Raw genomic sequence first — 16,208 nt, forward strand, 5'->3', positions numbered from 1 at the left:
GACGAGTTCCAGATTAGCGGAGATTGGTGATGCCGAACAGTTTCGAAGCCTATGCCCATCTGGCGAGCAAGACCGCGCGCACCGGCTGGTACGCCGCCGTCGCGCGCATCATGGGGCGGCGCGTGGCCGAGCTGAGCTCCGGCGCGCCGCGCTTCCAGCCGACCCGGCCGACGCCCGGCGAAGGGGCGCTGTTCCGCGCGGCGCTCGCCCTGCAGCGGCGCGATGCGGAGAATGTCCGGCGCGGCCTCTACCCGGCCATGGAGGACGAGGAGTCGCTCTCCGGCCATATCGAAGCGCTGCGCCGCATGTTCGCCGACCTGCCCGCCTCCAACGAGCGCCGCCTTGCCGGCCGCGCCGAGGAAGCCGCCGCCCTGCCCGAAGCCGAGGGGCTGCCGGACTATTATGCCCGCAATTTCCACTACCAGACCGACGGCTATCTCAGCGAGGAATCGGCACGCATCTACGACATCCAGGTCGACACGCTGTTCATCGGCACGTCGGGCACGATGCGCCGCCAGGCCCTGCCGCCGATCGCCGCCTATGTGCACGGCAAGGACCAGCGCAATCTCGCCATGCTCGACGTCGCCTGCGGCACGGGCCGCTTCCTCGGTCAGGCCGCGCAGGCGTTCCCCGCCATGCCGATGACCGGCATCGATCTTTCCGCCGCCTATATCGACGCCGCCCGCGAACACCTCGCCGACCGCCGCACCATCACCTTGCAGCAAGGCAACGGCGAGGCGCTGCCGCTGCCCGACGCCAGCCAGGACATCGTAACCTCGATCTATCTCTATCACGAGCTGCCGGGCGAGGTCCGCCGCAAGGTCACGACGGAAATCCTGCGCGTGCTCAAGCCCGGCGGCATCTATGTGCTGGTCGATTCGTTGCAATGGGGCGACGAGCCGCGCTATGACGGGCTGCTGGAAGCCTTCCCCGAGCGCTTCCACGAGCCCTATTACGAACATTTCCTTGGCGACGATCTGGCCGCCTTGTTCGAGGCTTGCGGCTTCGAGCGCGTTGAAACGTCGCTGGCTTTTCTCTCCAAGGTCGTAGTAGGACGAAAGCCGATTTCGCCCACCGCCTGATCCGGAGAGACAATGCTACAATATGTTGCGCTGGCGGCGATCGCCGGCTTCTTCCTGCCGCTGCAGGGGCTGCTGAACGCGCGCGCCAGCGTCGTGCTCGGCGGTCCGCTGATCGGCACGCTGATCAATTTCGTCGGCGGCACGATCATGCTGGTGGTGCTGCTGCTGTTCACCCGCACGCCATGGCCGACCTCGGCGCAATTCGGCCAGATGCCGACGCTCGCCTGGTTCATGGGCCTCGCCGGCGTCTTCTTCGTCGGACAGGCGGCGGTGACGATGCCCAAGCTCGGCGCGGCGGCGATGATCGCCGTGGTGGTCGCCTCGCAGATGTTCGCCTCGATCCTCTTCGACCATTTCGGCATCCTGCAGCCGCCCCACCCAGTGACGCTGCAGAAGATCGCAGGCGCGATCCTGCTGCTGGCCGGCGTGTGGCTGATCCTGCGGCCGGGGCAGTGAGGCGCGGCGGGTAGAGGCGGTGCGGATGTGACTGGCCTCGGCTTGCATCCCTCCCGTCGTCCCGGGCGGCCGTCAGGCCGGACCGGGACCCAATCATATTTCCGCTATTGCTGCGGCAAGTGGCGAGGCGAGTAGGCCCCGGCTCTGGCGGCGGGGGCGACGGAATTAGAGTCGCGACGTTTGCAGAGGGTCTCTAAGGGAAGAAAGCTAAGGGGAGGGTTCGTGCCTCTCTGATAGGCAACACCCCCTCTCCCGAATTCTGACGCGCGCCGCCCTCCCACCACGGAAGAGGGGCGGAGCGCGTAGTCCCTATGCCGCCGATGCCAGGCCGCGAAGCACGTAGTGCAGGATGCCGCCATTGCGGAAATAGCTCATCTCGTCGAGCGTATCGATCCGGCAGAACAGCGGCACTTCCCGCTGCGAGCCGTCGGCGAAATCGATCTTCGCCGTCAGCCAGGCCTGCGGCTTGAGGTCGGTCAGCGAGATCGACACGCTCTCATTGCCGGTGATGCCGAGCGTCTGCCAGGACGTGCCCTCCTCGAAGACCAAGGGCAGCACGCCCATGCCGACGAGGTTGGAGCGGTGAATGCGCTCAAAGCTCTGGGCGATGACGGCGCGCACGCCGAGCAGCGTGGTGCCCTTGGCCGCCCAGTCGCGGCTGGAGCCGGTCCCATATTCCTTGCCGGCGAAGATCACCAGCGGCACGCCCTCGGCGCGGTAGCGCATGGCGGCCTCGTAAATCGGCAGTTCCTCGCCGTCCGGATAGTGGACGGTGACGCCGCCTTCCGTGCCCGGCACCATCTGGTTCTTGATGCGGATATTGGCGAAGGTGCCGCGCATCATGACTTCGTGGTTGCCGCGCCGCGCGCCATAGGAGTTGAAGTCGGTCACGGGCACGCCGTGTTCGATCAGATAGCGGCCGGCGGGGCCGGTGCGCGAGATCGAACCGGCCGGGCTTATGTGGTCGGTGGTGATCGAGTCGAGGAAGAGGCCGAGCACGCGGGCGCTTTCGATGTCGGCGATCGGGGCCGGCGCGCCTTCCAGGTGCTCGAAATAGGGCGGGTTCGCCACATAGGTCGAGCCATCCTGCCAGTCGTAGGTCAGGCCGAATTGCGAGGCGCCGAGAGCCTGCCAGCGCTCGTCGCCCTTGAACACGTCGCTGTAGCGGGTGGTGAACAATTGCGGCGTCACCGTCTCACGGATGATGTCGGCGACCTCCTGGCCGGTCGGCCAGATGTCCTTCAGGAACACCGGATTGCCGTCCTTGTCGGTGCCGAGCGGATCGAGCACGAGATTGACATGCATCGAGCCCGCCAGCGCGTAGGCGACGACCAGAGGCGGCGAGGCGAGATAGTTCGCCCGCACGTCCTGATTGACGCGGCCCTCGAAATTGCGGTTGCCCGAGAGCACGGCGGCGGCGACCAGATCGTGCTGGTTGATGGCCTTCGAGATCGGCTCGGGCAGCGGGCCCGAATTGCCGATGCAGGTGGTGCAGCCATAGCCGACGAGGTCGAAGCCGAGCGCGTCAAGATCGGATTGCAGGCCGGATTTGGTGAGGTAGTCGGTAACCACCTGGCTGCCCGGCGCGAGCGAGGTTTTCACCCACGGCTTGACCTTCAGCCCCTTCGCGTGCGCCTTGCGGGCGACGAGGCCGGCCGCGACCAGCACGTTCGGATTGGAGGTGTTGGTGCAGGAGGTGATCGCCGCGATCACCACATGGCCGTCGCTGAGCTTGTAATCGGCGCCTTCGACCTCGCCAGATTTCTCGAGCTGGATGGCGGCGCCGCCTTCGGCCGTCATGCGCGCTTCCTCGCTACCGGGCTTATAGCCGCGGATTTCGGCGAGCGCGGCTGTGAAACCCTCGGCGGCATTGGCGAGCGCGACGCGGTCCTGCGGACGTCGCGGACCGGCAAGGCTCGGCTCGACGCTTTCGAGATCGAGTTCCAGGGTATCGGTGAAATCAGGGTCGGGCGTCGTGTCGTCGCGCCACATTGCCTGCGCCTTGGCGTAAGCCTCGACCAGAGCGATACGGTGGGCGTCGCGGCCGGTCGCGCGCAGATAAGACAGCGTGTCCTTGTCGACGGGGAAGAAGCCGCAGGTCGCGCCATATTCCGGCGCCATGTTGCTGATGGTCGCCTGATCCTCCAGCGTCAGCCGTCCCAGGCCCGCGCCGAAGAAATCGACGAACTTGCCGACCACGCCCTTCTTGCGCAGCATCTGCGTGACGGTCAGCACGAGGTCCGTCGCGGTGACGCCTTCGCGCAGGCGGCCGGTCATGCGGAAGCCGATGACTTCGGGAATGACCATCGAGATCGGCTGGCCGAGCATCGCCGCCTCGGCCTCGATGCCGCCGACGCCCCAGCCCAGCACCGCAAGGCCGTTGACCATGGTGGTGTGGCTGTCCGTGCCCACGAGGGTGTCGGGGAATGCCTGCGTGACTTCGCCGTTCGGCCCCATCTGGGTCTTGGTCCAGACGGTCTGCGCCAGATATTCGAGATTGACCTGATGGCAGATGCCGGTGCCCGGCGGCACCACGCGGAAATTGTCGAACGCGCCCGCGCCCCAGCGCAGGAACTCGTAGCGCTCCTGGTTGCGGGCATATTCCATTTCGACATTGGTTTTGAACGCCATGCCGTTGCCGAAGGCGTCGACCATCACCGAATGGTCGATGACCAGATCGACCGGCACCAGCGGATTGATCTTGGCCGGATCGCCGCCCATCGCCTTCATCGCGTCACGCATGGCGGCGAGATCGACCACGGCGGGGACGCCGGTGAAATCCTGCATCAGCACGCGGGCGGGGCGGAAGGCGATCTCGCGCTCGGACTTGCGCTCGGCGAGCCAGGAAGCCATGGCGCGGATGTCGTCGGCTCGGACGGTTTGGCCGTCCTCGAAGCGCAGCAGATTTTCCAGCAGCACCTTCAGCGAGAAAGGAAGCCGCGAAATGCCCGTCAGCCCGTTCTTTTCCGCTTCCGGGAGGCTGAAATATTCGTATTGTCTGCCCTCCACCTCGAGGGTGCGGCGGCAGTTGAAGCTATCGGCGGAAATGATGTCTTTTGCGGTCACGGAAGCGCCTCCAGGTCAGTGCGCGGACAACCGGGGAGCGCCCCGCTGGTCTCCAAGGTCTCAGTGTCATATAGAGTTGGCAGCGCGATTCAGCTATATACATGAACGTTTTCTCACATGATAACGCATCCCGCCATACGACTCATCGTCAATGATCTTTCGGCGGCACGCGGGGCTCGGCGGATTTTCCGTGGCCTCAGCCTGGACGTCGGCGCCGGCGAAGCGCTGACGCTTACCGGGCCGAACGGCGTCGGCAAGACCACGCTCTTACGGACGCTGGCCGGGTTCATCCCGGCGGCGGAGGGAAGCGTGGCGCTGTCCGGCGGCGACGCGGAGAAAAGCGTTGGCGAACAGGCCCATTATATCGGCCACCTGAACGGCATCAAGCCGTCGCTCAGCGTATTGGAGAACCTGGAGTTCTTTGCCGAATTCTTGGGCGGCGCGCCGGATGCCGCTTTGGCGGTCGCGGATCGCCTGGGGCTTGGCGCGCTGGAGGATGTGCCCGCCGCCTATCTCTCGGCGGGGCAGAAGCGGCGGCTTGGGCTGGCGCGGCTGATCTGCGCGGCGCGGCCGCTCTGGCTGCTCGACGAGCCCGCCGTCTCGCTGGACGCCGCATCGCAGGCATTGCTCGGCGGCATGGTGGCGGAGCATCTGGCGGGCGGCGGCATCGTCATCGCCGCGACGCACACGCCGCTCGGCTGGGTGGAGAGCCGCAGCCTCGATCTTGGCCAGATGGCCGATGCCGCTCCGGCGGCCGCATGATGGGGCCGTTCCTCGCGCTCATCCGCCGCGACCTGCGCATCGCCCATCGCCAAGGCGGCGCGCTGGCGACCGCGCTCGGCTTCTATCTGGTCATCGTCGCGACCTTGCCGCTGGGCCTCGGGCCGGACCTCAATCTGCTGAGCCGCATCGCGCCGGGCGTGTTGTGGGTCGCGTTGCTGCTGTCATCGCTGCTCGCCGCCGACCGCATGTTCAACGACGATTACGAGGACGGCTCGCTCGAGGTGATCGCGCTCGGGCCGCTGCCGCTGGAACTGGTCGCCTTCGGCAAGGCCATCGCGCATTGGCTGAGCGTCGGCCTGCCGCTGGTGCTGCTCGCGCCGCTGCTGGCGCTATTGCTAAATATGGACGGCCGCGCCTATGTCCCGCTGATGCTGACGCTGCTCGCTGGCACGCCCGCCGTCAGCTTCCTAGCGGGCATCGGCGCCGCGCTGACGCTTGGGATGCGCAAGGGCGGGTTGCTGGTGCCCTTGCTGATCCTGCCGCTCTACGTGCCGATATTGATTTTCGGCGTCTCGGCAATTGACGCTGTCGTGACGGGGCCGGGCAGCTTCACCGCGCCGTTCTCGATCCTTTGCGCATTGACGCTGGCCTCGGCGGTACTGACCCCGCTCGCGACGGCGGCGGCGTTGCGGCTGAATTTGTCTTAAGATCGCGGCGCTTTATTCCCGCAGCCCGGCCTCGACATTATTTCCGTCCGGATCGATCACATAGGCGGCGTAATATCCCGCCTCGCCGCGCGGTCCGGGGGCGCCATTGTCCTTGCCGCCGGCGTCGAGTGCCGCCGCATGGAAGGCATTGACCGCCTCCCGGCTGTCGGCCTGAAAGCATAGATGCATCGGGCTCGCCGAAACCTGATGCGAGGCCGCCCAGAAATTGGGCCTCGCCGTCCCGATCCAGATGAATGGCATTGGCGTCCGGGCATCGCGCGCGACTAGAAATGATTGCTCGCCATTCCCGATCACCGCCAGCCTCAGCGCTCCGGCGCATGCCGTGTAAAAGCGCCGCGCCTTTGCCAGATCCTTCACCGCAAAGCCGATATGATCGAACATGTCTGTCTCCTCGCGTTTTCCGATCAGGGTTAACGCTGTTTAGCGAAAAAATGCTCCGCGCCACTCGCGAGTCGTCAGTCATCATGGAAATGCCATGCGGCCTGGGGGCCGTCCGGCTTGCAAACTCTCGCCGTATTGCGCAAATATGTTTGGCCATGCTCAGTTTCGCGACGCTCGCCAATCCCAGCTTTTTCATGCGGCTCACCGACCGCGTCCTGCCATGGCTCGCAGGCGTCTGGATCTTGCTGCTCGCGGCCGGACTCTACATGTCCTTCTTCGTCGCCCCAGCGGACTACCAGCAGGGCGAGACCGTGCGCATCATGTTCATCCATGTGCCCTTCGCCTGGCTGGCGATGTTCTGCTACATGATCATCGCCGTCTCGTCGATCGGCTCGCTGATCTGGCGCCACCCGCTCGCCGATGTCTCCGCCAAGGCCGCCGCCCCGATCGGCGCCGCCTTCACTCTGCTCGCGCTCGTCACCGGCAGCTTGTGGGGGAAGCCGATGTGGGGCGCCTATTGGGTCTGGGACGCGCGGCTGACTTCGGTACTGGTGCTCTTCTTCCTCTATCTCGGCCTGATCGCGCTGTGGGAGTCCATCGAGGACCCGTCCAGGGCCGGGCGCGCCGCCGCCATCCTCGCCATTGTCGGCGTCGTCAATATTCCGATCATCAAATTCTCGGTCGATTGGTGGAACACGCTGCACCAGCCCGCGAGCGTCATGCGCGCCGGAGGCCCGACCATTCATCCGACCATTCTCTGGCCGCTGCTGGTTATGGCGGTTGCCTTCAGCCTGATGTTTCTCTGGCTGCATTTGAAGGCGATGCGCGCAGAAATTCTGCGGCGGCGCGTCGAGACGATGATGATGACCCGCGTCAGCAGCGCGGTGGCACTCAAAGCCGCCGAATAGGAGGTTTTATGGATATGGGACCGCACGCGACTTTCATCTGGACCGCCTATGGCCTCAGCGCCACCGTGGTCAGCGCGCTGATCTTGCGGGCGATGCTCGACGAGCGGCGCCAGCGGCGGGCGTTGGCCCGGCTTGAAGCGCAGGGCATCCGGCGGCGCTCGGACGTCGCCCAAGAGCGGCGCGGATGAGCATCGAGCTTCCCGCGCAGCGCAGGTTCAGAGGCGGCTATCTGCTGCCTCTCGCCATTTTCGCGATCATGGCAGTGCTGTTCTACGCCGCCTTGCATTCGGGCGATCCGTCGCGCCTTCCCTCGGCCCTGATCGGCAAGCCGGTGCCGCAATTCTCCCTGCCGCCGATCGAGAATGTCGCCGATACCGGCAAAGCCACCCCCGGCTTCGCCACCGCCGACCTGGCCAATGGCGAGGTCAGCGTGGTGACGGTCTGGGCTTCCTGGTGCGCCCCTTGCGTCGAGGAAAATCCGAACCTGATCGCGCTGAAAGCGCAAGGGATGCGGCTGATCGGCATCAACTATAAGGACGACCCGGCGGCGGCGCGGCGCTTCCTGACGCGCTACGGCAACCCGTTCGACGCCATCGGGGCCGACACGACCGGCCGCGTCGCCATCGACTGGGGCGTCTACGGCGTCCCCGAGACTTATGTCGTCGACGGTCGTGGCCAGATCGTCCACAAGGTGGTCGGCCCGCTCGGCGCGGAGGTCATCAAATCCCAATTGCTCCCCGCCGTCGCCAAGGCGAAGGCGGACGCAAAGGGATGAAGACCGAGTGAGGCTCTGCCGAGATCGCTCAGCCGAGTTCTTGCGCGAGTCCGATGAAAAGCCTTTCAGGCCCTTCGATATCGCAGAGCCGGTAGGCATCCTTGTATTGTACGGCCTCGCCGAAGAGCTGCGCGCACTTTCCTTGCGGAACCGTTCGAGCGTCGCCGTGCCGTTCGGAGCTCCCGCGAAGCCAGCGAAAATAAAAGGGCGGCCCGAAGGCCGCCCAGTCTGTCTGCGTTAAGGAAAACTACGCGCTGTAATACATGTCGAATTCGATCGGGTGCGGCATCATCCGGTAGCGATCGGCCTCTTCCTTCTTCAGGTCGATATAGGCGCCGATCTGGTCGTTGGTGAACACGCCGCCCTTGGTCAGATATTCGTGGTCGGCCTCAAGGCTCTCCAGCGCCTCGGTCAGCGAACCGCAAACGGTCGGGATGTTCTTCAGCTCTTCCGGCGGCAGATCGTACAGGTTCTTGTCGATCGCCTCGCCCGGATGGATGCGGCTGGTGATGCCGTCGAGGCCGGCCATCAGCATCGCGGCGAAAGCCAGATAGGGATTGGCGGTCGGATCGGGGAAGCGGACTTCCACGCGCTTGGCCTTCGGGCTCGACACGACCGGGATGCGGCAGGACGCCGAACGGTTGCGCGAGGAATAGGCGCGCAGCACCGGCGCCTCATAGCCCGGCACCAGACGCTTGTAAGAGTTGGTGGTCGGGTTGGTGAAGGCGTTGATCGACTTGGCATGCTTCAGGATGCCGCCGATATAGAACAGGCAGGTCTCGGACAGGTCGGCATAGAGATTGCCGGCGAAAACCGGGCTGTCGCCCTTCCAGATCGACTGATGGCAATGCATGCCCGAGCCGTTGTCGCCGAACACCGGCTTCGGCATGAAGGTGGCCGTCTTGCCGTAGTTCTGCGCGACCATATGCACGACGTACTTATAGATCTGCATATTGTCGGCCATGCGGGTCATCGGGCCGAACTTGACGCCGAGTTCGTGCTGGGCCGAGGCCACTTCATGGTGATGCTTCTCGGTGTGCACGCCCATCTCGGACATGACGGAGAGCATCTCGGAGCGGATGTCCTGGGCGCTGTCGATCGGCGGGACGGGGAAGTAGCCGCCCTTGGTGCGCGGGCGGTGGCCCAGGTTGCCCATCTCATATTCGGTGCCGGTATTGGTCGGCAGTTCCGAAGAATCGAGGCGGAAGCCGCAATTATACGGATCGGACGAGAAGCGCACGTCGTCGAAGATGAAGAATTCGGCTTCCGGGCCGAAGAAGATCTTGTCGCCGATGCCGGTCTCTTTCAGATAGGCTTCGGCCTTGCGGGCGATGCCGCGCGGATCGCGCTCATAGCGCTCGCCGGTCAGGGGCTCGAGAATATCGCAGAAGATCGCCATGGTGGACTGGGCGAAGAAAGGGTCCATATGGGCGGTTTCGGTGTCGGGCATCAAGGTCATGTCGGACTCGTTGATGGCCTTCCAGCCGGCGATCGAGGAGCCGTCGAACATGATGCCTTCGGCGAAGGCGCCTTCGTCCATCTCGGCGGCTTCCATCGTCACGTGCTGCATCTTGCCGCGCGGATCGGTGAAGCGCAGATCGACGAATTTGACGTCCTGATCCTTAATCTTCTGAATGATTTCTGTAGCGCTAGTCATTATCGTCCCTCGTACACAGTTTTCTTGTCAGTTTAGCTCAAAACTTCAGCTAGATGTCCCAATCCGCCAAATGCGGATGACACGAAAACCTCGTCCGTTTAACGTGCTCTCGCGATGGTCTCTTGAGCTTCAGCTAGGACTTAGGTTGATCAGATCGCGTCCACGCCGGTCTCGCCCGTCCGAATGCGGATCGCGTCTTCAATTGCATAGACGAAGATCTTGCCGTCACCGATGCGGCCTGTTTTCGCAGCCGTCTGAATGGTTTCGATGGCTTTTTCCACCATGTCGTCAGCCAGGACAATCTCGATTTTGACCTTGGGCAGAAAATCGACAACATATTCCGCGCCGCGGTAGAGTTCGGTGTGGCCCTTCTGCCGGCCGAAACCTTTGGCCTCCGTCACCGTTATGCCCTGCAAACCGATCTCCTGGAGGGCTTCCTTCACCTCATCAAGCTTGAACGGCTTAATGATGGCTTCCACTTTTTTCATTTCGGCGTGTCCTCCCGGGTGAATAGGGATAGAGCGACATTGCGCGTCTAGTAGCATTCTTTGTGCCAAATTTCAGCAATGGGGCCGAATGCCGGATTCTCCAGCGCGGCACGCGGGCGGCCAAGCCACAATGTGTGAGCAAGAGGCAAAAAGATGCTTAATTGTTGGGCGAAAACCTAAAAAATAGGCAATCGCGGGGTTGTGCGCTAAATCACCGCACACGCCATTGTCGCCACAAACCAACACGGAATCGGAAACGAACTTCGTCCAAGCATTTTCTACACCTCGCCGTAAATTTCAGCTAAATTGCCCCCCGATACCTCTCCTGACGGCGCGCATTAGCAATCGGTAGGCACTCCTTGCTCGAACTTCTTACTGCGGACGAGATGAGCCGCGCTGAACAGATTACGATGGCCAGCGGCACGCCGAGCCTGACCTTGATGGAAGCTGCGGGCCGGGGCGTCACCGAGGAGGTCGTCCGGCGTTTTCCCAGAGGCAGCAAGGTGATCGTGCTGTGCGGGCCGGGCAAGAATGGCGGCGACGGTTTCGTGTGCGCGCGCAACCTGCGCGAGCGGGGCTATCAGGTCCGGGTGGCGCTGTTCTGCAAGCTCGACGAGCTGGGGCCGGACGCCAAGGAGATGGCGCGGCGGTGGGACGAGACCATCGAGCCGATGACCGCGCGCTCCCTCGAAGGCTCCGAAGTCATTGTCGACGCCGTCTGGGGCTCCGGTCTGAAAGGGCCGGTAAACGGCATCGTCGGCCAGTTGATCGAGCAGGCGACCGAGCGCGAAATGCCTGTCGTCGCCGTCGATGTACCGACCGGCATCGATCTCACCTACGGCAATGTGCATGGGGTCGCGTTCAAGGCGGTCTCCACCGTCACGTTCTTCCGCCGCAAGACCGGCCATGTGCTGCTACCGGGCAAGCGCTATTGCGGCGATGTGCGGGCCATCGACATTGGCATCCCGAATGCGGTTCTCGCCGAAATCGTGCCGCAAACCTTTCTCAATGAGCCCGATTTTTGGCTGCGCTACTTCCCGCGCCTGAAGAGCGACGGGCATAAATATGATCGCGGCCACGCCGTGGTGGTCTCCGGTCCGATGGAGAGCACGGGCGCGGCGCGGCTGGCGGCGCGGGCCTCGCTCCGGGTGGGTGCCGGGCTGGTATCGGTCGCGACCTCGAAGGCGGCTTTCTACATCAACGCGGCGCAACTCACCTCGATCATGGTCTCGGCCTTCGAGGGCGCCGGCGGGCTGGCGGAAATCCTGCATAGCGATCCGCGCCGCAACGCCGTGCTGATCGGCCCCGGCGCCGGGGCGACGCCCGAGACGCGCGAGAATGTGGCCGCCGTGCTGTCCAGCGACGCGACCACGGTGATCGACGCGGAGGGCCTGACAGCGTTCAGCGACAATCCGCAAGAGCTGTTCGGCCTGATCCAGCAGCGCACCGCCCCGACCATCCTGACGCCTCACAAGGGCGAGTTCGACCGGATCTTCCCCGAGCTCGGCAATGCGGAGTCGAAACTGGAGCAGGCCAAGCGCGCCGCCGAGATTTCCGGCGCCGTGGTGGTGTTCAAGGGCCCGGACACGGTGGTTTCCGCCCCGGATGGGCTTTCCGCCATCTCCGAGAATTCGCCGCCCTGGCTCGCGACCGCCGGCACCGGCGACGTGCTGGCCGGGCTGATTGTCGGCCTGTGCGCACAGGGCATGTCGCCGCTGGATGCGGCGGTGGCGGGGGTGTGGATCCACTCCGATCTGGCGCGGACTTACGGTCCCGGCCTGATCGCCGAAGACATGGCGGAAATGCTGCCCGCCCTGCTCCAGCGCATGAACAAGATGGCCAAACTGTTCTAGCCTGCGGACTACGTGAAAAGCGGCGGCCTCATCCGCCACGCGCGCCCGGTCTTCTCTGACGCGAGCTGCGATCTTCCGCTCCTGCCAGCCCAAGCAAAAGGCTGGCGCGGGGCCAGCCTTTTCATCATCTCCGAAGGTTGCGGGCAAGCTAGCCAATGGCGGCCACCTCGCTGCCCTCCTCCTCATCGCCCGATCCGGTCATCCGAATGCCGATATACCGGATCTTGCCCGCGATCTTGGCCTTCTGCACGCCGAGATCGGTGAGCTGGCGGCTGAAGATCGGCAGGCCGACGGGCTGGCGGCCGCTCTGCTCGCACCATTCGCAATAATTGTCGTAGAGCGCGAGGGCGGTGACGCTCGCTCCGTCATCCTGGCGGATGCGGTCGCCGAAATAGGCCTCGATGTCGCTCTTGGGCGCGCCGAGCTGAGCCGGCTGCTGCTGCGGCTGGTGCTGCTGCGGCAACTGATAGGCCGGCGGGATGATCTCCACCACCTTGACCGGCTCGGGCAGCGGACGGCGGGGGCCTTCATTGATGCGCCAGGTGCTGGTCGAGACATAGAGGCCGAGGCTGGAGCCGAGTTCCACCAGCAGGGTGACGAGGATGGTCAGCGCCACTTCGACATGGGCGATGTCGAGGCCCGACAGCGTCGAGATGATCGCGGCCTGCGGATCGGCGACCTTCACCGCCGCGCGCCCGTCCATGGTGCCGAGCTTGCCGCGGATCTCCTCGGCCTGCTTCTGCAGCACGTCATCCTTCTTGGCGGCGGCGAGTTCGGCCTGCAGCTTGTGATAGGACTCGCAGAACTCGCGGCTCTCTTTCACCGTAGCGTTGACGCAGGCTTCCGATGTCGTCCAGCGCACATTCTGCTTGGCCGCATCGATCTCGGCTTCGACCATGCCGACCGAGCGGTGCTTGTCCAGCCAGGCCTGCTGCTGGGTAATCTGGTGCAATTGCCCCCGCAGATCTTCGTATTTCTCCGCCTGGATGGTGCGGCCGCCCGTGGTGTCGGACCGGTTCAGCGCGGCAAAGCCGAGCGCCGAGGTCAGCGCATAGAGAATGCACACGGCCCACAGCGCCGCGCCGCCGAGAGCCTGCGACCAGTTGCGGTTGCGCCAGGCGGCGAAGATAAAGAACGGCAGCAGCGCCTTGAGCCCGTCGGCCGCAATGCTGGCCGCGCCGAACACATGCGAGTCGAACTGCGTCTTGCCGAGGCTATAGCCGAATTGCCAATTCATAGCGGCGGAAACGGCCAGCAGCATCAGAGCCGCCGCACATCCGAATGCGCCAAATACATGCCTCATAACTGCCCCCTTAAATCTGTCCTGGCCGCTTCCCCGCGGCTGTCGGCAATCTCAAGGGGCCTCCGGCATGACTCCCCGGCGGCGCGCGCGGGCGGCGCAGCCAGGCGACTCGCAAAGAGCCGTCCCATCCAGACAGGCCGGACAGGCTGTACAATCACAAAAATGGCCGTAATCCGCGACCCGATCAGCTCGAAAGCTGTGCGATCCGTCCCCACGGACCGGACCGGTTCCCGCCGCCACTCCACCGCAAGGAGCGACCGGGCACCAATCCCCGCATCGGGAAGCGAAATTCTGGCCCCCTCAGCGATAGATCTACCTGATTCGAAAGCCTAAACGAAAACTTAACGTGCAGCCACCAGGGGTGGTAGCGCCGGTGGAGAAAGTGACTCCATCTTGTGCATTTTTTGGGGCTAAACTGTTAATAACGATCAACGAAACGCCCCAGGATCTGGTAAGATTAGTCATTCCGGCACATCAGAATGTGGGAGGATGCTCTTGCGTCCTCCGGAGGATGGACCACCTTTCCAACGGCCATGGAAAAGGAGCCCGTATGCGTCGCTTCATTTTAGCCGCCTTGATCCTGGCGGCTGTCATCGTCTTCCTCTCGCCTAAACCCCGCCCGGCATTGTCACCCGCCGACCGCATCGCGGTTTCGATCCGCGAGGCCAAGCAAAGCCTGCCCTATTCCATACCGCCCCGCAGCACGCCGCCGCAGCCCGTCCAGGCCGCGGTGGTGACGGTCGAGCCCGTCGCGGCGCCGGAGAGCGCCCCCGCCGCCCCGGCTCCGGCAGCGGAACCGGCCGGGCAGCAAGCGGCCGAGACGCCCGCCGCGACCGAAGTGGAAGCGCCGGCGCATGCGCTCTCCTCCGCTAAGGTGGCCGCGCTCGACGCCGCCCGCGCCGACCCGCCGGTCGCGACAGGCGATCTGGCGTCGGCCGCGCAGCGCGAGTTGACCCGGCTCGGCTGCTACCGGGCAGGCGTCGACGGCGTCTGGGGTCCGCGCAGCCGCGCGGCGGCGAAGGTGTTCAGCGACCGCGCCAATGGCGACTGGGACGCGACGCCCAGCCGCGAATTGATCTCCGCCCTGCGCGCCGCTCCTGACGGGTTCTGCAAGGGCGCCGTGGCAGCCGCAAGGAAAGACGCCAAGCCCGCCAAGGCTCCGGAGCCGGGCGGCGATAGCGAGGCCTCCTATCTGCCGCCTTGGATGCGCGGCGGAAAGGTCGCCAGCAACGAGGCGGGCACGACCGACTCCGACGGCCGGCCGGTAATTTCCGACGCCGTCCGGACCGAGCGCCGCCCCCGCGCCCGCGCCGAACGCCGCCGCTCCGGCGAGCGCCGCGCCGCCGCCCAGCGTCCGCAGCGAGCGAGGTCAAACAATTGGTGGCAAGGCCCCGAAGGCTGGCGGTGGTGACGTCGGGCCGTTGAGGCGAGACGCCGCAGCCGCGGGCAACAGCCGCCTGGCCCCGGCGAAGCCTCCGTTCTTGATGAAAAAACCGTGAGCTTTAGCGCTGCCCGTACGGTCCGCCTTAGCCCCTGAAGCGGCAATCTAAACCTTTGATTGCGCCACCCCATCCGCTATAAGACAGCGCACAGTTTTTAAGCTCAGGCCGCCCGGCCCTTTCCCGAAAAAGCCGTCGGCTACCCACCCAAACCTCATCCGAGGGGAATGAAATGCGCGTTTATTACGATAGGGATGCCGATCTCAACCTCATCAAGGGCAAGAAAATTGCCGTTGTCGGCTATGGCTCGCAGGGTCATGCGCATGTGCTCAACCTGCGCGATAGCGGCGTCGCCGACGTCGTCGTTGCCCTGCGCGAAGGCTCCGGCTCCGCCAAGAAGGCGCAGGCCGAGGGCCTGAAGGTGATGAGCGTCGCCGAGGCCGGCGCCTGGGCCGATGTGGTCATGATGCTGACGCCCGACGAATTGCAGGGCGAGATCTACCGCGACCATCTGCAAAAGACCATGAAGGACGGCTCGGCCCTGCTGTTCGCGCACGGCCTGAACATCCATTTCAACCTGATCGAGCCGCGCTCCGGCATCGACATCGCCATGGTGGCCCCCAAGGGCCCCGGCCACACGGTGCGTTCCGAATATAAGCGCGGCGCGGGCGTGCCCTGCCTGATCGCCATCGCCAACGACGCCAGCGGCAATGCGCATGAAATCGCGCTCTCCTACGCGACCGCCATCGGCGGCGGCCGCGCCGGCATCATCGAGACCAGCTTCAAGGAAGAGGTCGAGACCGATCTGTTCGGCGAGCAGACCGTGCTTTGCGGCGGCGTCGTGGAGCTGATGCGGGCCGGGTTCGAAACGCTGGTCGAAGCCGGCTATGCGCCGGAAATGGCCTATTTCGAATGCGTGCACGAGATGAAGCTGATCGTCGACCTGATCTACGAGGGCGGCATCGCGAATATGAACTATTCGATCTCCAACACGGCCGAATATGGCGAATACGTCACCGGCCCGCGCATCGTCAACGCCGAGACCAAGGCGCGCATGAAGGAGGTGCTGGACGACATCCAGACCGGCCGCTTCACCCGCGACTGGATGCTGGAGAACCGCGTCAACCAGACCAGCTTCAAGGCCATGCGCGCCAAGGTCGCCGCCCATCCGATCGAGGAGACCGGCAAAAAGCTGCGCGGCATGATGCCCTGGATCGCCGAGCGCGCCCTGGTCGACAAGTCCAAGAACTAAGGCGTTCGGCCCGGACTCTTCCGACTTACAAAAACGTCGCCCCGGCCGTAGAGCCGGGGCGACGGAGGGATATGGCCCTGCGGCGGGTTCGCTCACA

Annotated in this window: 15 protein-coding genes; 10 read left to right on the plus strand and 5 right to left on the minus strand. The window is 64.7% G+C overall.

The annotated features are described in order from the left end of the window. The first annotated feature begins 29 nt into the window (after positions 1-29). Both BLEFHOIH_RS22865 and BLEFHOIH_RS22870 read left to right on the plus strand, forming a co-directional pair. The gene (locus BLEFHOIH_RS22865) at positions 30-1,082 is read left to right on the plus strand and encodes a class I SAM-dependent methyltransferase (protein WP_088348348.1); all 1,053 of its coding nucleotides are present in this window, start codon (positions 30-32) and stop codon (positions 1,080-1,082) included. A gap of 12 nt (positions 1,083-1,094) precedes the next feature. Then, positions 1,095-1,538, plus strand: coding sequence for a DMT family transporter (locus BLEFHOIH_RS22870; RefSeq protein WP_088348349.1), 444 nt, complete (start codon positions 1,095-1,097; stop codon positions 1,536-1,538). A gap of 309 nt (positions 1,539-1,847) precedes the next feature. Here the strand turns inward: BLEFHOIH_RS22870 and acnA are convergent, their stop codons facing one another. Next, complete coding sequence (gene acnA / locus BLEFHOIH_RS22875; protein ID WP_125461867.1) at positions 1,848-4,604, minus strand: aconitate hydratase AcnA; 2,757 nt, start codon at positions 4,602-4,604, stop codon at positions 1,848-1,850. 117 nt (positions 4,605-4,721) lie between these two features. On the opposite strand from acnA, the gene ccmA reads away from it, so the two are divergent. Together ccmA and ccmB are read left to right on the plus strand one after the other, a co-directional pair. Beyond that, the gene (gene ccmA, locus BLEFHOIH_RS22880) at positions 4,722-5,366 is read left to right on the plus strand and encodes a heme ABC exporter ATP-binding protein CcmA (protein WP_088348350.1); all 645 of its coding nucleotides are present in this window, start codon (positions 4,722-4,724) and stop codon (positions 5,364-5,366) included. Beyond that, positions 5,366-6,034, plus strand: a complete 669-nt coding sequence (ccmB, locus tag BLEFHOIH_RS22885; RefSeq protein WP_088348351.1) for a heme exporter protein CcmB — start codon at positions 5,366-5,368, stop codon at positions 6,032-6,034. The genes ccmA and ccmB overlap by 1 nt, the downstream gene beginning before the upstream one ends. 12 nt (positions 6,035-6,046) lie before the next feature. Here ccmB and BLEFHOIH_RS22890 read toward each other — a convergent pair whose 3' ends face one another. Then, on the minus strand, positions 6,047-6,436 hold the full coding sequence (locus BLEFHOIH_RS22890; RefSeq protein ID WP_088348352.1) for a VOC family protein: 390 nt from the start codon (positions 6,434-6,436) through the stop codon (positions 6,047-6,049). 155 nt (positions 6,437-6,591) lie between these two features. Between BLEFHOIH_RS22890 and BLEFHOIH_RS22895 the strand changes: the two genes are divergently transcribed. From BLEFHOIH_RS22895 to BLEFHOIH_RS22905, 3 genes are read left to right on the plus strand one after another with little or no spacing between them, the layout of a single operon-like run. Next, a complete protein-coding gene (locus BLEFHOIH_RS22895; RefSeq protein ID WP_088348353.1) occupies positions 6,592-7,344 on the plus strand; it encodes a heme ABC transporter permease in 753 nt (250 codons plus the stop codon). Positions 7,345-7,352: 8 nt separating this feature from the next. Further along, positions 7,353-7,532, plus strand: a complete 180-nt coding sequence (gene ccmD, locus BLEFHOIH_RS22900; protein WP_088348354.1) for a heme exporter protein CcmD — start codon at positions 7,353-7,355, stop codon at positions 7,530-7,532. Next, the gene (locus BLEFHOIH_RS22905; protein WP_088348355.1) at positions 7,529-8,119 is read left to right on the plus strand and encodes a DsbE family thiol:disulfide interchange protein; all 591 of its coding nucleotides are present in this window, start codon (positions 7,529-7,531) and stop codon (positions 8,117-8,119) included. The genes ccmD and BLEFHOIH_RS22905 overlap by 4 nt, the downstream gene beginning before the upstream one ends. Before the next feature lie 247 nt (positions 8,120-8,366). Here BLEFHOIH_RS22905 and glnA read toward each other — a convergent pair whose 3' ends face one another. Next, positions 8,367-9,776 carry a type I glutamate--ammonia ligase gene (glnA, locus tag BLEFHOIH_RS22915; RefSeq protein ID WP_088348356.1) on the minus strand — a complete coding sequence of 470 codons (1,410 nt, stop codon included), beginning with the start codon at positions 9,774-9,776 and terminating at the stop codon, positions 8,367-8,369. A 149-nt stretch (positions 9,777-9,925) separates the two neighbouring features. Continuing rightward, positions 9,926-10,264 (minus strand): P-II family nitrogen regulator, encoded by a 339-nt coding sequence (locus BLEFHOIH_RS22920; protein WP_088348357.1) that lies wholly within the window; start codon positions 10,262-10,264, stop codon positions 9,926-9,928. A 386-nt stretch (positions 10,265-10,650) separates the two neighbouring features. Between BLEFHOIH_RS22920 and BLEFHOIH_RS22925 the strand changes: the two genes are divergently transcribed. Further along, complete coding sequence (locus tag BLEFHOIH_RS22925) at positions 10,651-12,117, plus strand: NAD(P)H-hydrate dehydratase (protein WP_245297156.1); 1,467 nt, start codon at positions 10,651-10,653, stop codon at positions 12,115-12,117. A 148-nt stretch (positions 12,118-12,265) separates the two neighbouring features. Here BLEFHOIH_RS22925 and BLEFHOIH_RS22930 read toward each other — a convergent pair whose 3' ends face one another. Continuing rightward, the gene (locus BLEFHOIH_RS22930) at positions 12,266-13,378 is read right to left on the minus strand and encodes a hypothetical protein (RefSeq protein ID WP_088348359.1); all 1,113 of its coding nucleotides are present in this window, start codon (positions 13,376-13,378) and stop codon (positions 12,266-12,268) included. Positions 13,379-13,970: 592 nt separating this feature from the next. On the opposite strand from BLEFHOIH_RS22930, the gene BLEFHOIH_RS22935 reads away from it, so the two are divergent. After that, on the plus strand, positions 13,971-14,831 hold the full coding sequence (locus BLEFHOIH_RS22935; RefSeq protein ID WP_088348360.1) for a hypothetical protein: 861 nt from the start codon (positions 13,971-13,973) through the stop codon (positions 14,829-14,831). A gap of 260 nt (positions 14,832-15,091) precedes the next feature. Further along, the gene (gene ilvC, locus BLEFHOIH_RS22940; protein WP_088348361.1) at positions 15,092-16,111 is read left to right on the plus strand and encodes a ketol-acid reductoisomerase; all 1,020 of its coding nucleotides are present in this window, start codon (positions 15,092-15,094) and stop codon (positions 16,109-16,111) included. The last annotated feature ends 97 nt before the right edge of the window (positions 16,112-16,208 follow it).

Origin of the sequence: Rhodomicrobium sp. R_RK_3 (assembly GCF_002198715.1) — a bacterium.
In the GTDB taxonomy this organism is placed as follows: domain Bacteria; phylum Pseudomonadota; class Alphaproteobacteria; order Rhizobiales; family Rhodomicrobiaceae; genus R-RK-3.

Excerpts from the sequence above, each read along its gene's own strand:
- BLEFHOIH_RS22865 (WP_088348348.1), top strand. The coding sequence starts at position 30 with ATGCCGAACAGTTTCGAAGCCTATGCCCATCTGGCGAGCAAGACCGCG.
- BLEFHOIH_RS22870 (WP_088348349.1), top strand. The coding sequence starts at position 1,095 with ATGCTACAATATGTTGCGCTGGCGGCGATCGCCGGCTTCTTCCTGCCG.
- ccmA (WP_088348350.1), top strand. The coding sequence starts at position 4,722 with ATGATAACGCATCCCGCCATACGACTCATCGTCAATGATCTTTCGGCG.
- ccmB (WP_088348351.1), top strand. The coding sequence starts at position 5,366 with ATGGGGCCGTTCCTCGCGCTCATCCGCCGCGACCTGCGCATCGCCCAT.
- BLEFHOIH_RS22890 (WP_088348352.1), bottom strand. The coding sequence starts at position 6,436 with ATGTTCGATCATATCGGCTTTGCGGTGAAGGATCTGGCAAAGGCGCGG.
- BLEFHOIH_RS22895 (WP_088348353.1), top strand. The coding sequence starts at position 6,592 with ATGCTCAGTTTCGCGACGCTCGCCAATCCCAGCTTTTTCATGCGGCTC.
- ccmD (WP_088348354.1), top strand. The coding sequence starts at position 7,353 with ATGGATATGGGACCGCACGCGACTTTCATCTGGACCGCCTATGGCCTC.
- BLEFHOIH_RS22905 (WP_088348355.1), top strand. The coding sequence starts at position 7,529 with ATGAGCATCGAGCTTCCCGCGCAGCGCAGGTTCAGAGGCGGCTATCTG.
- glnA (WP_088348356.1), bottom strand. The coding sequence starts at position 9,776 with ATGACTAGCGCTACAGAAATCATTCAGAAGATTAAGGATCAGGACGTC.
- BLEFHOIH_RS22920 (WP_088348357.1), bottom strand. The coding sequence starts at position 10,264 with ATGAAAAAAGTGGAAGCCATCATTAAGCCGTTCAAGCTTGATGAGGTG.
- BLEFHOIH_RS22925 (WP_245297156.1), top strand. The coding sequence starts at position 10,651 with ATGAGCCGCGCTGAACAGATTACGATGGCCAGCGGCACGCCGAGCCTG.
- BLEFHOIH_RS22930 (WP_088348359.1), bottom strand. The coding sequence starts at position 13,378 with ATGCTGCTGGCCGTTTCCGCCGCTATGAATTGGCAATTCGGCTATAGC.
- BLEFHOIH_RS22935 (WP_088348360.1), top strand. The coding sequence starts at position 13,971 with ATGCGTCGCTTCATTTTAGCCGCCTTGATCCTGGCGGCTGTCATCGTC.
- ilvC (WP_088348361.1), top strand. The coding sequence starts at position 15,092 with ATGCGCGTTTATTACGATAGGGATGCCGATCTCAACCTCATCAAGGGC.